The sequence below is a fragment of the Marinomonas sp. HM11-D genome (assembly GCF_057626615.1).
In genome coordinates this window covers 45055-59614 of record NZ_JBMMKT010000012.1, presented here as the reverse complement: position 1 = coordinate 59614, position 14560 = coordinate 45055, and the positions used below count along the sequence as shown (strand labels likewise).

The 14560-nt window shown below is 50.5% G+C and carries 14 protein-coding genes; 6 read left to right on the top strand and 8 right to left on the bottom strand.

Annotated elements, in window-relative coordinates; all coding sequences use genetic code 11:
* Window positions 1–52: 52 nt before the first annotated feature.
* From ACOSVP_RS14685 to ACOSVP_RS14670, 4 genes are read right to left on the bottom strand one after another with little or no spacing between them, the layout of a single operon-like run.
* Window positions 53–1069 carry an Ldh family oxidoreductase gene (locus ACOSVP_RS14685; protein WP_487348241.1) on the bottom strand — a complete coding sequence of 339 codons (1017 nt, stop codon included), beginning with the start codon at window positions 1067–1069 and terminating at the stop codon, window positions 53–55.
* Window positions 1066–2334 carry an NAD(P)/FAD-dependent oxidoreductase gene (locus ACOSVP_RS14680; RefSeq protein ID WP_487348240.1) on the bottom strand — a complete coding sequence of 423 codons (1269 nt, stop codon included), beginning with the start codon at window positions 2332–2334 and terminating at the stop codon, window positions 1066–1068. The genes ACOSVP_RS14685 and ACOSVP_RS14680 overlap by 4 nt, the downstream gene beginning before the upstream one ends.
* A complete protein-coding gene (locus ACOSVP_RS14675; RefSeq protein WP_487348239.1) occupies window positions 2331–3269 on the bottom strand; it encodes a 4-hydroxyproline epimerase in 939 nt (312 codons plus the stop codon). The genes ACOSVP_RS14680 and ACOSVP_RS14675 overlap by 4 nt, the downstream gene beginning before the upstream one ends.
* Entirely contained in the window at window positions 3260–4219 is a 960-nt protein-coding gene (locus tag ACOSVP_RS14670; protein ID WP_487348238.1) for a dihydrodipicolinate synthase family protein, read from the bottom strand. Before ACOSVP_RS14670 ends, ACOSVP_RS14675 begins: the two co-directional genes overlap by 10 nt.
* Window positions 4220–4464: 245 nt before the next feature.
* Between ACOSVP_RS14670 and ACOSVP_RS14665 the strand changes: the two genes are divergently transcribed.
* From ACOSVP_RS14665 to ACOSVP_RS14650, 4 genes are all read left to right on the top strand, one after another.
* Window positions 4465–5067: a TetR/AcrR family transcriptional regulator gene (locus ACOSVP_RS14665; protein WP_487348237.1), complete on the top strand. Its 603-nt coding sequence runs from the start codon at window positions 4465–4467 to the stop codon at window positions 5065–5067.
* 85 nt (window positions 5068–5152) lie between these two features.
* Complete coding sequence (gene hemF / locus ACOSVP_RS14660; RefSeq protein WP_487348236.1) at window positions 5153–6085, top strand: oxygen-dependent coproporphyrinogen oxidase; 933 nt, start codon at window positions 5153–5155, stop codon at window positions 6083–6085.
* Between the two features lie 52 nt (window positions 6086–6137).
* Window positions 6138–6938, top strand: a complete 801-nt coding sequence (gene aroE, locus ACOSVP_RS14655; protein WP_487348235.1) for a shikimate dehydrogenase — start codon at window positions 6138–6140, stop codon at window positions 6936–6938.
* Window positions 6939–7220: 282 nt separating this feature from the next.
* Entirely contained in the window at window positions 7221–8378 is a 1158-nt protein-coding gene (locus ACOSVP_RS14650) for a GNAT family N-acetyltransferase (protein WP_487348234.1), read from the top strand.
* A gap of 96 nt (window positions 8379–8474) precedes the next feature.
* Here the strand turns inward: ACOSVP_RS14650 and hmpA are convergent, their stop codons facing one another.
* Window positions 8475–9668: an NO-inducible flavohemoprotein gene (hmpA, locus tag ACOSVP_RS14645; RefSeq protein WP_487348233.1), complete on the bottom strand. Its 1194-nt coding sequence runs from the start codon at window positions 9666–9668 to the stop codon at window positions 8475–8477.
* Window positions 9669–9889: 221 nt separating this feature from the next.
* Here hmpA and norR point away from each other — a divergent pair, with 221 nt between their 5' ends.
* Window positions 9890–11461: a nitric oxide reductase transcriptional regulator NorR gene (norR, locus tag ACOSVP_RS14640; protein ID WP_487348232.1), complete on the top strand. Its 1572-nt coding sequence runs from the start codon at window positions 9890–9892 to the stop codon at window positions 11459–11461.
* On the opposite strand, the gene ACOSVP_RS14635 is transcribed toward norR, so the two are convergent.
* Entirely contained in the window at window positions 11462–11905 is a 444-nt protein-coding gene (locus ACOSVP_RS14635; RefSeq protein WP_487348231.1) for a group II truncated hemoglobin, read from the bottom strand. It lies immediately after the preceding gene.
* Complete coding sequence (locus tag ACOSVP_RS14630) at window positions 11898–12104, bottom strand: hypothetical protein (protein ID WP_487348230.1); 207 nt, start codon at window positions 12102–12104, stop codon at window positions 11898–11900. The genes ACOSVP_RS14635 and ACOSVP_RS14630 overlap by 8 nt, the downstream gene beginning before the upstream one ends.
* Window positions 12105–12509: 405 nt before the next feature.
* Here ACOSVP_RS14630 and ACOSVP_RS14625 point away from each other — a divergent pair, with 405 nt between their 5' ends.
* The gene (locus ACOSVP_RS14625) at window positions 12510–13796 is read left to right on the top strand and encodes an MATE family efflux transporter (protein WP_487348289.1); all 1287 of its coding nucleotides are present in this window, start codon (window positions 12510–12512) and stop codon (window positions 13794–13796) included.
* Here the strand turns inward: ACOSVP_RS14625 and ACOSVP_RS14620 are convergent.
* On the bottom strand, window positions 13786–14559 hold the full coding sequence (locus tag ACOSVP_RS14620; protein ID WP_487348229.1) for a GntR family transcriptional regulator: 774 nt from the start codon (window positions 14557–14559) through the stop codon (window positions 13786–13788). The two genes, ACOSVP_RS14625 and ACOSVP_RS14620, sit on opposite strands and share 11 nt — an antisense overlap.
* Between the last annotated feature and the right edge of the window lies 1 nt (window position 14560).

Below are 14560 nucleotides of genomic sequence, written 5' to 3'. Positions count from 1 at the left end.
AAAAAACAAAAGGCGCGCTTTCTCTAGTAGAAAGCGCGCCTTTTAATTCCACTTAGACTTTGAGCTTTAAAAGGTCTTCATACAAGGCTTTAGGGATCTCCAAGGCGTTGCGTTCAAGGTTAAACGCTTGTGCTGCTTGGCGACGCTGCGATGGCAAGCGTGCTCCTTGATCAATCACATCGGCAAACAAGCGCTCTGCGCGCTCGTTGTTTTCCGCCACACGGCCACCGCTTAACAAATTCGGATCAAACGCCAGAATGATCTCGCCATGATAAGGCGCTTCTGGTTTGCCTTCGGCAAAGGCCATGCTTTCTTTGCTGGTCAGGTCGTCAATCAACGGCCCTGCCATCAATTCAATCATCAGTGACAGCGCTGAGCCTTTATGACCGCCAAAGGTCAGCATGGCGCCCTGCATAGCTTCTTCAGCATCAGTAGTGGGCTTGCCGTCTTTATCGACTGCCACGCCTTCTGGTAAGGGTTTTCCTGCGCGGCGATACAGTTCAATTTCGCCGCGGGCAAACTGACTGGTGGCAAAATCAAAGGTAAACGGCGCTTTGCCTTGGCGTGGCCAGCTAAAGGCGAACGGGTTAGTGCCGAGCAAGCCGCGTTTACCGCCAGCAGGCGCCACCCAGGCATGGCTTGGTAGCATGGCCATGCCGGCCAAGCCTGCTTCGGACAGCTTTTCTACTTCAGGCCACAGCGCTGAGAAATGAAAACAGCGATTGATCGCCAAGGCAGCTATGCCATTGGTTTTGGCTTTTTCGATCAACAAGGGCATAGCGGCCTGCATCGCCAGCAAGGAAATACCGTCATTGGCATTAGCGCGAACGACGGCAGGCCCCGCGTCAATAATGGTGGGCTCGGCGGTACCGCTAGCGCGGCCGGAACGGATGCTTTCGACACACATAAACAGGCGGTACAAGCCATGGGAATGGCAATCGCCCAGCTGGTTGGTGTAAATGATGTCAGTGATGGCGTGGGCATGGGCTTGGTTAAAGCCATTGCTGGTGAGTACGGCTTCACTCAGTTGGCGAACTTGGTCCAGCGTTAAAGTAATGTTCTCGCTCATCTCTTTTCCTTAAAGCGTTGTGCCGAAAAAGGCGTGATATCAATAGACGGTGTGCGCTGATGCAGTAAATCGCTGACGATCTCTGCGGTGCCAGCGGATTGGGTCAAGCCCAAATGCCCATGACCAAAGGCGTACACCACGCGGTCGGAGCGGCTTGATGGGCTGATTACCGGCAGGCTGTCCGGCATTGACGGGCGAAAGCCCATCCACTGCTCGCCACCCTCGGTTTTAAGGGCAGGCATAAAGCGTTTGGCTTTCTCCAGCAGCATTTGTGAGCGTTGATAGTTCGGTGGAAGTGTTAAACCGCCCAACTCCACGGCACCACCGACACGAATCTGATCGCCCACCTTGGTGACCACAAAGCCATGATTACTAAAGGTAATATGGGTTTTTAAGTTGAAGGCACCAGCAGGTAAGGTAGTGTTGTACCCACGCTCTGTCTCCAATGGCAAACTGTCCCCCATTGAGGCGGCTAATGGCTTGGACCAGGCCCCCGCTGCGATCACGACTTGTTGTGCGTGATAGTTACCATGTTGCCCTACCACTAATGCGTAATTGTCTTTTATTTCAATCGCTTGTGCGTGATCGTGGCATACGTGTCCAGTACCACTTAAGAAGGCTTGAGATAAGTGCGTTAGCCATTGGGCAGGATGTACTGTGTTCTTCCATTCTGGGGTGAAGCCTGCGTGGGTAAAGCTGCTATCCAAGCCAGGTTGAATCGCAGCAATGGCTTCTGGGCTGTCGAGTAGCGCAAACTTTACGCCATGCTGTTTGCGGGTTTCCCAGCTTGGAAGAGATGCTTGAAACTCCTTTTCCCCTTGATACAGCTGCAGCTGCCCTTCGCGGCGAATAAGATGTTCCGCACCAGTGCTTTGAATTTGCCGTTCAAGGGCGGCTTTGGACAAAGCCATTAAGCTGGCTTGGGCGGTGAGGCTGTGTTGATAGCGGTCTTTCCAACTGGCACGCCAGAAATGCAGCATCCACGGCAAGATCGATAGCGCGTAGCGTGGCGGAATAGACAAAGGCCCAAGCGGATCTAGCAGCCATTTAGGTGCTTTACTCATAATCCCTGGGGTGGCCAGCGGAATCACATCGGCAAAGGCAAAAGCGCCGGCGTTCCCCATCGAGGTACGTGCTTTTGGATCTTGGTTATCCAAGATAGTGACCTGCTTGCCTTCGCTCTGCAGTTTTAAGGCAATGCTGATGCCGATAATGCCTGCACCGATAACCAATACCTCTGTCTGGATTGGGCTGGCGTTTGTCATAGTCGTACACCATAACGCAGAGGATCGCTTGGGTTACTGATCATTTTGGCTTCGCGGGTGACAAAGGCTTGTCCGGTGATCTTAGGCATCACCGCTTGTTTTGTGGCATCTGCCCATTGGTAACTTAGGGTGTAGCCACTGCCAATGGTGCTTTCTTGATAAATTTCTTCGCCTGCGGTTAAGCGTCCATCAGCAGCCAAACAGGCTAAGCGCGCCGAGCTGCCGGTACCGCATGGGGAACGGTCGTAGGCATTGTCAGGGCATAAAACAAAATTACGGCTGTGGCCTGCATCGGTGAGCGCAGGGCCATAGAAAACAATATGATCGATAATGCCGCCGTGCTCGCCGCTTAAACCTTGTGCGTAAAGCGTTTCGCGTACCTTGATGCCCGCTTCAGTTAGCTCACGAAGATGCTTGGGCGTCACAGGAACGGGGCTTTGATCGACGATAAAGAACCAATTGCCGCCATAGGCGATATCCCCCGTTACCGTTCCCAGCTCAGGTACCTCAAGGCGGATCCCCTGCTGAAAGCGGTAACTAGGAATATTTTGCACGGTCACGGTATTGGCGTCCGATAAGGTCACTTCGACTACGCCCACTGGTGTTTCAATACGATGTGTACCGACGCCGATCTTGCCCATATAAGCCAAGGTCGCCGCCACACCAATGGTGCCGTGACCGCACATACCAATCACCGCCGCCGCATCAAAGTAAATCACGCCCGTGACACAGCTCGGGTCGTTCGGTTCGACCAAGAGCGCGCCCACCATGGCTTCTTGGCCATAGGGTTCGCTGGTTAAAGCGCGATAAAAGTCTGGGTATTCTGTTGCCAAAACCTTGGCTTGTTCTGCCAGTGTACCCTTACCAAGCTCTGGACCGCCTTCTACAATCACGCGAGTTGGCTCGCCTTCCGTATGACTATCGATTACCAGCATTCTGACAGCACTCCACCTTGTTTGATCCAATCCCTGAACCATGCTTTGAACAAGGCATACTGCTGTTCACAGTAATGGCGTTGTGAAGCGTTCAATTCATCGGTCGGGTTAAAATGTAAGCGATACTCCGGTTCGCCATTCAATTCAAGCAAGTATTTAAAGAACAGCACCAGCTCAGGGCCTTCGTCGAAGCTAGCGAGCACGGACATGGCTTCTTCTAGTTCTTTGGCGCGTACCCGCGCTTCGGCATTGCCTTGAGCGGCCATACGGGATAGCTCGGTCAGCAGTAGCACTTCTTTGGGCAAGGCTGTACCTATCCCTGTAATGGCCCCGACCGCGCCACAATTGACAAAGCCGTGATAGACCGCAGTATCCACGCCCACCATGAGCAGAACATCCTGATCTTGTGAGGTAATGTTTTCTGCGGCATAACGTAAGTCAGCTGGACCGCCAAATTCTTTAAAACCCACTAAATTGGGGTGTTCAGCACGCAGGCTAAAGAACAAATCCGCACGCGTAGCGAAGCCATATACTGGGCTGTTGTAGATAATGGCGGGTAGGCTCGGTGCCGCTTCTAAAATGGCTTTAAAATGATGACGTTGCGCGGCGATCACGCTGCCACGGGACAACACACGAGGGATCACCATCAAACCGGCAGCGCCGACTTGTTCGGCGTGGGCGGCAATGGCGGCTGCGGATTTTGTATTGATGGCGCCAGTCCCCACCACCACGGGAATGCCTGCGTTCACTAAACGCTCAACCCCTTCCATACGTTCTGCGTCGCTTAATAGCGGCCAATCCCCCATGGAACCGCAATAGACCACAGCAGACATGCCCGCCGCGATCATTTCATGGCCTTTCTTTACTAGGGCATCAAAGTCTGGCGTACGATCGGCTGTACAAGGGGTCATTAGCGCTGGCATGACACCGTAGAAGACTTGCGTATTCATTGGAGCTCTCCTTGGAATGGTTATTTATGTATTTTGGATACAAAATACATTCAATATTGGAAGAGCGTCAATCACCTTTGCGACAATGTTTTCATATTAGGCGTCGCTTTCTTATCTAAGCTTTTGATAAATATGCAAATAATTAAGATTTGAGAGATCTCATACTATTTCACTATAGCGTCTCTGATAGCGATAGGTTAAAAATGAACCTATCAAATGATTGGTTTTAGACACGGATACGCACCATGGATATGAAGTCAAAGCTCGAGGCGGCTACAAAAGTTGAAAACCCCACTAAGGTGGCAATCTTAGATGCCGCTCTTAATGCCATGCTAAAGCATGGTTACAAGGCCATGAGTTTTCGCGATCTTGCCGCAGAAGTGGGGATTAAGAGTGCCAGTGTGCACTACCACTTCCCAACCAAAGGCGATTTGTGTGCCGCTGTGATGCAGCGCTACAGCGAGGAGTACGCTGAACGCTTGGTATTGCCGAAGAAAAAGCGTCAGGCAGCGCAAAAAGCCCTTAATCACTTTATTGATGACTTCAAATCCAATGTGGTGGACCAAGACCATGTCAGCCTTTGTACTGTGCTGGCGGCGGAAAAGAGCCTGCTCGATGAAGCTACCTTAACGGCCATTGCAGAGTTTTACGATCTGAAATTTGATTGGCTCGCAACGGTGGTGTCCTACATGAAAAAAGACTGGATGCCGACGGACGAAGCTCGTGCTTACGCCAGCCAGATCCTTGCCAGCCTGCATGGGGCTTCAGTTTTGGTGCGCGCAACGGGAAATAGTCAGTGCTTCGATGAAGCGGTTGCCCCTTGGCGTAACTTAGTTGACCGTATTTAACCCATATCCTCGATAGATCATTCAGTGTACGCGCTGAACAATGTTAGAATGGCGGCCAATTATGTTTTAAGGATTGGAGCCGATTGTGAGCGCAGTAACTGAGCAGAACATCAACGCCGTCAAAGAATTCTTGATGGGCCTACAAGACCGTATTTGTCAGCGTCTTGAAGCGTTTGAGCCAAGTGCGCGCTTTCATGAAGACGCATGGCAACGTGATAACGGCGGTATGGGCCGTACCCGCGTATTGGCGGGTGATGTGATTGAGAAAGGCGGCGTCAACTTCTCCCACGTGCGTGGTGACAAGCTGCCGCCTTCTGCCACTGCAGATCGTCCAGAACTCGCGGGTGGCAGCTTCGAAGCCATGGGCGTTTCCTTAGTGATTCATCCGCGTAACCCTTATGCACCCACGTCGCACGCCAATGTGCGCTTGTTTGTGGTTCACAAAGAAGGTCTCGACCCAGTATGGTGGTTTGGCGGCGGTTTCGATCTGACCCCATATTACGGCGATGATGCAGACTGTATCCAATGGCACCAACAGGCCTTGGATTCGTTAGCGCCGTTTGGTGAAGACTATTACGACCGTTTTAAAGCCTGGTGTGATGAGTATTTCTTCTTGAAACACCGCCAAGAACACCGTGGTATCGGCGGCGTTTTCTTTGATGATTTCAATGAGTTACCGTTTGATGAAAGCTTTGCATTGATGCAAGCAGTGGGTAACGGCTACATCGAAGCCTACGCGCCAATCCTAGCAAAACACAAAGACACACCCTTTGGTGAGCGCGAGCGCGATTTCCAATTACACCGCCGTGGTCGCTACGTAGAATTTAACTTGGTATTTGACCGTGGCACCCACTTTGGTTTGCAAAGCGGCGCCGGTCGTACCGAATCTATCCTGATGTCACTACCACCTGAAGTAAAATGGACTTACGGCTACGAGCCAGAAGCCGGCAGCCCAGAAGCGGCGCTGACGGATTATTACCTAACTGGCCGTGATTGGCTGGGTCGACAGACGTCATAACATAACAATAACTAGCCCATCGGGCCTTAAGTACTAGTTTTAGAGGTTTATAGTGGAACAGTTCGCCGTCATCGGAAATCCGATTGCACACAGTCGATCTCCAGAGATTCATCACGCCTTTGGTCAACAAACTGGCCGTGATGTGCGATATGAAAAGATCCTTGGTGATCTAGAAGGCTTTGAGCAGCAAGTGCGTGACTTCTTTGCTGCGGGGGGCAAAGGCTTAAACATCACGGTACCGTTTAAACAACGTGCCTACGATATGTGTGACAAGCTCAGCAAACGTGCTCAAGAAGCCGGTGCGGTTAATACCCTGATAATGGGTAAAAACGGTGAGCTATACGGCGATAACACCGATGGTACGGGCATGGTACGCGATATCGTTGAAGTGCTAGGCCAGCCGCTTGAAGACAAGCGCGTTCTACTGATCGGTGCAGGTGGTGCGGTACGTGGCGTGGTTGGACCGATTTTAGCGCGCAATCCAGCATCATTAACCATCGTCAATCGCACGGTATCGAAAGCACAAGAACTTGCTGAGATCTTTGGCTGTGATTACGCTGGCTTTGATGAATTAGAAGGCTCTTTTGATGTCATCATCAATGGTTCTTCGGCAAGCCTAGGTGGTGATCTACCGCCGCTAAAAGACGAACTCGTGACCGAAAATACTTGGGTCTACGATATGGTCTACGGCAAAGAACCAACCGTATTTATGCAGTGGGCCTTTGCTCATGGTGCGAAAGGCTCAGATGGCCTTGGCATGTTAGTGGGTCAAGCAGCAGAAGCCTTTTTCCTATGGCAACATGTACGCCCACAACAAGCACCAGTGATTGAGCAATTGCGCTCTGAGATGTGATTTTGTCTGAATTTTAAGATCACAAACTCTCTTCGTACTGACTGAACGGCACATCCCTGTGCCCATCAGTCAGCGTCGTCATCCTGACGACTGTACTCAGATGAGTTTATGATCTTTGTTAGGTTGTTTTACGTGATCAAACATACTTCTTGGGCATGAGTTATCAGTCTAAGAGCCGCCGTCAGGATGACGGCATCGGCTAATCAGCACAGGGATGTGCTGTTGAGCCGACTCGAAGACGATAACTTATGCCCTTTAACAATCTTGTTCTAGGGAGGTTCCATGAAAGCTCAATGGTTTGCATCGGTAGCGGATATTGGCTACGAGCGTTGGCAAGAAGCCATTGGCGAGACCTCCTATCCCTTTGCGCAATACGCGTTTTACCAAGCCCTTGAAGAGCATAACTGCCTAGGCGACGGTACTGGCTGGTATCCTGAGTACTTGCTGGTGATGGATGACGATGATGCTCCGTTAGCCATCGCCCCAACCTTCTTGAAAACCCATTCTCATGGGGAATTTGTTTTCGATTGGTCTTGGGCCGATGCTTATCAACGCTACGGTTACCAGTATTATCCTAAGCGCGTCTGGGCGGTGCCTTATTCTCCTGTTACTGGCCCGCGTCTGTTTACTCACCTTGATCCAACTGGCCATTCTGAAGAATACGTTGCCTTATATGCAGCGTTAGCGCCGGTGCTGACGCAAGCCAACCAAGAGCGTCAATTCTCCAGTTGGCACCTACTGTTCTGCCGTGAGCATTTGGCCGAGCATCTAGGCCGTTCTGATGAGTATCTGCACCGTATTTCCTGCCAGTTCCATTGGTTTAACAAAGGCTACCAGTCCATGGAGGACTACTTTGGCCACTTCTCCAGCCGTAAGCGCAAAAGTGCCCGCAAAGAGCGTGACAAGATCGCCCAGCAAGGCCTTCGTTTAGAACGTAAGCTTGGCTTGGAGTTAACGCCGGAAGAGGTGAAATTCTTTTATGTTTGCTACCAAAGCACCTACGCCAAACGTGGTCAGACAGGTTATTTAAGCGAAGCTTTCTTCCAACAGCTGGTGAAAAGCATGGCCGGGCAGATTCTCTTGGTATTGGCTTATAAAGGTGATCAACCAGTGGGTGCGTCTTGGTGTTTCTTCGACGATCACTCACTTTATGGCCGTTATTGGGGCTGTATCGAGGAATTTGACTGCCTGCACTTTGAAGCCTGTTACTACCAAGGCATCGAATTCTGTATCGAAAAAGGGTTACAGCATTTCGATCCAGGCACTCAAGGGGAACACAAAATCGCCCGTGGCTTCGAGCCTGTGTTTAGCCACAGCGTTCATTACATCGAGAATCCCGGCTTTCGTGATGCGATCGGCAACTTCTGCAAAGAAGAAGCCGAAGCAGTGCGTGGCTACCATCAAGATACCCACGAATTATTGCCGTTTAAGCAGGGCTAATTGCTCCTCCCCCTTTTTTAAGGGGGAGGTTGGGAGGGGGTAACCCCACCCTAACCCTCCCCTTGGTAAGGGGAGGGAATATGCGATACCTCAGTTTTAAAAACTCTGATGTGGACCAAACACTTCGTAGTGAATGCGATCTTCGTCCACACCAAGTCCTAGTAGCTGTTCCTTCACAAACATCATAAAGCCCACTGGACCACACAAGTAGAAATCACCGTCTGCCAGCGGCAGTACGTCAGAAACTTGCGCTAACTGCATTTGACCAGCCAAGACACGCTCTGCGTTCTCTGGTGCACCGTTTTCCAACCAAGTGTAATGCGTTAGATTCAGTGTCTCAGTCAAACCTGCTACATGCTCGGCAAATGAGTGTTGCTGGGCATTACGACACGCGTGTAGGTAGAAGATTGGGCTCTTACTGCCTTGTTGAGCTAGGGTATCCAGCATGGCATTCATTGGCGTTAAGCCAACCCCAGCAGAGATCAATACCACTGGGCGTTCGCGCTCTTGGTAATGGAAGTCACCCGCTGGTGGCATTAGCTCTACTTCATCGCCTTCTTCGATGCTGTCGTGTAGGTAGTTGGAAACCACGCCATTTTTCACATCGTTTAGTTCACGTTTAACGCTGATACGGTAGCTTTCGCCATTCGCTGCCGTTGAGATACTGTATTGACGGATTTCGTCAAACTCGTGATTGCTTGGGTGCACTTTAATGCCTAGGTATTGACCTGGAAGGTGAACCACCACTTTGCCGCCATCCACTGGAACAAAGGTAAAGCTAGTCACCAGTTCAGACTCGGCTTGTTTCTTCGCCACGCGGAATGTACGGAAACCTTCCCAGCCGCCGTTCTTCTCAGCGTTGGCTTTGTATAGGTCGCCTTCAATCTTGATAAAGATATCTGCCAATTGTTGGTAAGCCGCGCCCCAGGCTTCTTCAATTGCTGGCGTGAAGGCTTCGCCAAGTAGCTCACGTAGGGTTTCGATTAAGTGGTGGCCGACGATGGCATATTGATCCGCTTGGATATTAAAGCTGGTGTGCTTATGGGCGATGCGCATCACCGCGCCAGTCAGTACTTCTAGGTTATCAATATGCGTGGCGTAGGCCGCGATCGCGTTGAACAAAGCGGCTGGCTGACGGCCCGTGGCTTGGTGCGACATGTTGAACACGTCTTTTAGCTCAGGGTTATGGGTAAACATACGATTGTAAAAGTGTTCTGTGATGGCTGTGCCTGCCGATGCTAGAACTGGAATGGTCGCTTTTACTGTGTCGATATGAGTTTGCGATAGCATAGCGTGTCTCCGCGATAATTTGGGTGATTAAGTCGCTCGATAACCTGAGCCAGTTACCCTAGCTATAGCGAATTCAATGCCAATTTATAAACTTCTTTAAAATCAGTGGTTTAATAAATTAACGAAAACTGATTTATGTCACTTTGACTTGTTTTATAAGATGTCATTATGAATTGTATGAGTCAAAATGACTTATCTTTTATGCAATATGAGTTACGCCCATGATTTCTAGCGACACCCTGCTACGTTTTGCCTTGGATCTGGCCAGTGCTGTGACCCTTGAAGACCGCTTTGAACGTCTAATTCGTGCGATTCGAGCCACAGTCGACTGCGATGCGGTGGTGTTGTTGGAACGTCGCGGCGAGCTGCTGTTGCCCTTAGCCCAACAAGGTCTGATGGACGATGTCATGGGGCGTCGTTTTACTATTCCCGAACACCCGCGCTTTACTGAGATTTGTGATTCCTACCAGCCTGTGCGTTTTCCAACGGGCTGCACCCTTCCCGATCCCTACGATGGCATGGTGGCTGGCTTTGACGATGGCTTACCAGTACATGCCTGTATGGGGATTCCCTTATACGTGCAAGGCAATATGCTCGGGGTGGTCACCCTTGATAGCATGACCCCAGGGGTATTCGATACGTTAGATTCCCGCGCGTTAGATATTGTCGCGACCATGGCGGCGATGAGTTTGAATACCGCCATGCTACTGGCGCGTTTGGAGCAAAAATCCAAGCATGCTCAAGAACTTTTGGTCGAGTTAAGTGAAGAGGCCCTGAACAAAGAAGCCACGGAAATGGTTGGCCAAAGTGCAGCTATGCAGACGCTTAAACAGCATTTAGAACTGGTGGCGCCAGCGGATTTAGCGGTGTTAATTGAAGGCGAAACCGGCGTCGGTAAGGAGTTGGTGGCGCGTACCCTGCATCGCTCTTCCAAACGTGCTCAAGCGCCCATGGTGTATGTAAACTGCGCCGCGATTCCTGAAAACCTGATTGAAAGTGAGCTATTTGGCCACGTCAAAGGGGCCTTTACCGGGGCGGATCGTGATCGTGTGGGCAAATTTACTCTAGCTCACGGTGGTACGCTGTTTTTGGATGAAATCGGTGAGTTACCGCTAGAAGCCCAAGGTAGCTTGTTAAGAGCGATTCAAAACCAAGAAATCCAAGCAGTGGGTAAAGATAAAATCGAATACGTGGACGTACGCATCATCGCCGCCACTAACCGCGATTTGAAACAAGAAGTGGCCGAAAAGCGCTTTCGTGCCGATCTGTACCACCGTTTAAGTGTGTTTCCGATTGCGGTGCCGCCTTTGCGTGAGCGTAACGGTGATGTGCTGTTATTAGCGGGATTCTTCGCCGAACAGCTGCGTCGCAAGTTTGGTTTACAGCAATTAACCCTGTCACCGCAAGCCAGTGACTGGCTTAAAGCGTATCGTTGGCCAGGCAATGTACGAGAGTTGGAGCATGTCTTATCACGAGCGGCGTTATTGGCAAAAAGTAATACAAATCAGGGGATTACTAGAATAGAGCCAGTTCATTTGACGGGGTTGGTGGATGCTTTTGATCAGCGTACTTCTGTTGAAATGCCAGTGCCACCACAATCATTATTAGATACAGCTGACACACAGGATTTAAAACAAGCGACAGAAGATTTTCAGCGTCAAAGGATTGAGCAGGCGCTGGATCAAGCCCAATTAAACTGGGCGCAAGCGGCACGATCCTTAGGAATGGATCGTGCGAACTTGGTTCGATTAGCGAAACGCTTGGGAATCGAAGTGACGAAACAGCGTTGTTAACTAGCTGTTAGACTCTTGGCTATGCATGGCTTGGCTGACTTGCTGAATACGCCCTGCCGGTACACTAAACGCAGCGACCAAGTATTCACGCAGATCCTCTGGGTAGCCCAGATCACTGATGGCGTCAGACATACAGTTTAGCCAAATCAGGCGTTCTTTATCGTTTACTTTTAAATGAGCGTGGGCGCGCGGCAAAGCGATTTGACCATATTTCTGAGCGTACATGCGCTCGCCGCCCAACCAACCATGTAAAAACAGGATCAGTTTGTCGATTGAAGTATCGATCGGCTGCGGATGCATATCAAACAGCGGACGATAAGCCGGTACTTCCGCCATGATGCGGTAAAAGTTATGTACTAGCTTAGTCAAACCTTCCATACCACCCACGGCCTGTAGGGTGGCATCGCCATCACCGTATGCTCGAGTAGCGCTTGGCTCAGTCATCTTTCTTCTCTGCTACTGCGGCCGCTGCTTTTTCGGCTTTGGCTTGGTCCATTTTGATGGAGTTGCGGTAGCCACCTAATGCTGCCAAGGCGCCGATGATCAAACTCATGTACATCGGAATCTCAAACAACATGGTGATACTAATAAAGACTAAGCCTACGGCTAGGCCTTCTAAAATTGGCTTTAGTGTTTTTTTCATAACGAAATCCCCAAAAATTTAGCCGCTGATTTTAGCAAAATACCCACCAGTTTAAAGCAAATTGTGGAAAAAACGCCCAGTTATCCAGATGTCAATACAATCACTCACAACGCCCAATCAGTCAGCGATATTTGTGGATAAACAAATTTATATCGTCGATTGTGGATATAAACAGTGAAAATTTGCCCTATGAGCAGTTGAAAACTGTCTATAAAAGCCAGTTTTGTGTATAAAGCCTTGTTATGTCCACAGGCGAGTTTGGGTTTATGTCTGTGACCGGTGAATCGAGTTATCCACATAAAGTGGATATCCACAGAGTATGGATTTTCGAGGCTTGGCTTGAGTTTTCAACAGCTTGTGAAGCGTTTTCAAAAAGACGCGCCATTGAACGGTAAAATTTGGCGCATGGCATGGCCGCCAATGGTGTCTAACATTACCACGCCACTTTTGGGTTTGGTGGATACCGCCGTGGTCGGCCACCTAGGCACTGCTATTCATCTTGGCGCGGTCGCCATTGGCGCCAGTATTTTTAGCTTTTTATTCTGGGCGTTTGGTTTCTTGCGTATGGGCTCTACTGGTTTAACCGCCCAAGCTCTTGGTCGCGAGGATGGTCGCCAAGTTCGCGCCCTGCTACTGCAATCCCTCGCCATGGGCGTTGGCATCGGTTTTCTGCTGATTCTGTTCCAAACACCGATTATCGAGCTGGCGATCTACTTTATGGCGCCTAGCGCCGAACTAGAGCCGTGGGCACGCGCCTATTGTGAAGCGCGCATTTACAGCGCCCCTGCGGTGTTGGCGGGCTATGCGTTGATGGGCTGGTTCTTTGGCGTGCAATATTCCAAAGGTCCGCTGTGGATGCTGTTGCTGATTAACTTAGCCAATATGGTGCTCGACTACATAGCCGTGTATCAGTGGGATATGGCCAGTGTTGGTGTCGCCTGGGCGACGGTGGCTTCTCATTACTTAGGCGTGGCGTTCGCGCTGGTCATGGCGGCAAAGCAGTTACAGCGTTTTGACGGCCATGTGCCGTTAATCGATTTATCGAAATGGCGCACTTACATGGAGTTGGTGCAGGTCAATCGTTATCTGTTTGTTCGCACGATTCTCTTGCTCACCGTGATGACCTTCTTTACCGCTCAGGGCGCACGCCAAGGGGATGCGATCCTTGCCGCCAATGCGGTGCTGATGACCTTTTTAATGATTATTTCCAATGCCTTAGATGGTTTTGCCTTTTCCGTTGAAGCCCTATGTGGCGAGTATTTGGGGCGTAAAAACCGCGAACTGTTTCAAAAAGTGATTCGTCTATCGACTTATTGGGCCGTGGTGGCTGCGGTGATCTTGATGCTGATCTTCAGTGTCTTCGGTGGCTTGATCATTGATCTTTTGACCAGCGTTGAGTCGGTGCGAGCGGAAGCCAAACTGTACCTACCTTGGCTAATCGCCTTCCCCCTGTTGGGTATTTGGTCATATATGCTCGATGGTATTTTTATCGGTACCACCAGTGTGAAACAGATGCAAAACACCATGATTATCAGTGTGTTAGGCGTGTTCTTCCCGTTGTGGTTTATCACCCAAGGTTTGGGCAATCATGGCTTGTGGCTAAGCATGGCGCTGTTCTTTATCGCCCGTGCGATCACACTTTGGTGGTGTTACCGTCGTAATATCAAACAGGGTGTTTGGTTCAGTTGTTAAGGGTTTCACTGCGTCGCAGAGAGCGCTGAATACGCGACTCTTCGCGGCGCATGTTCAATAAGTTGTCTTCCACAAACACCAAATGTGAGTGCACCGCCGCGCGGGCTTCCTCGGCTTTGCCGGCCATAATGGCTTCGTATAAGGTTTTATGGTGTGCCATCACGTGCTCGCGGGCGTCTTTGCGCTCAAATAAGCTGCTGAGGTTGGCGGAAATGCTCTTCTCTAATGTCGAGCATAGACCGCGTAAAGTGTGCAGTAACACCACGTTGTGGGCGCATTCGGCGATGGCCATATGAAACTCAGTATCCAACTTCGATTCTAAACTGGCATCTTGCTTTAGATTCGCCTCAACCAAGGCTTCGTAGCGCTTGGTCAGCATGGCTTTGTCCGCATCGGTGGCGCGCAATGCCGCGTAATAGGCGGATAACCCTTCTAGGGCATCGCGAAACTCCAGTTGATCATACAAGAACTCATCGTGGGCGCTGAGTAGGTCCAATAATGGATCGGTAAACGATGAGCCCACTTGCTCCGACACATAGGTGCCACCGCCATGTTTGGAAGTCACCACGCCGCGTGCAGCAAGCTTTTGAATGGCTTCGCGCAAAGATGGGCGCGACACTTCAAAACGCTCCGCTAGCTCGCGCTCTGGCGGTAATTTTTGCCCTGCGGTAAAGGTGCCATCCAAGATCATACTTTCCAGCTCCTGCATGATGATATCGGACACTCGAGTCTGTTTTGCGCGTGGGAAAGAAGGTTTAGTCATG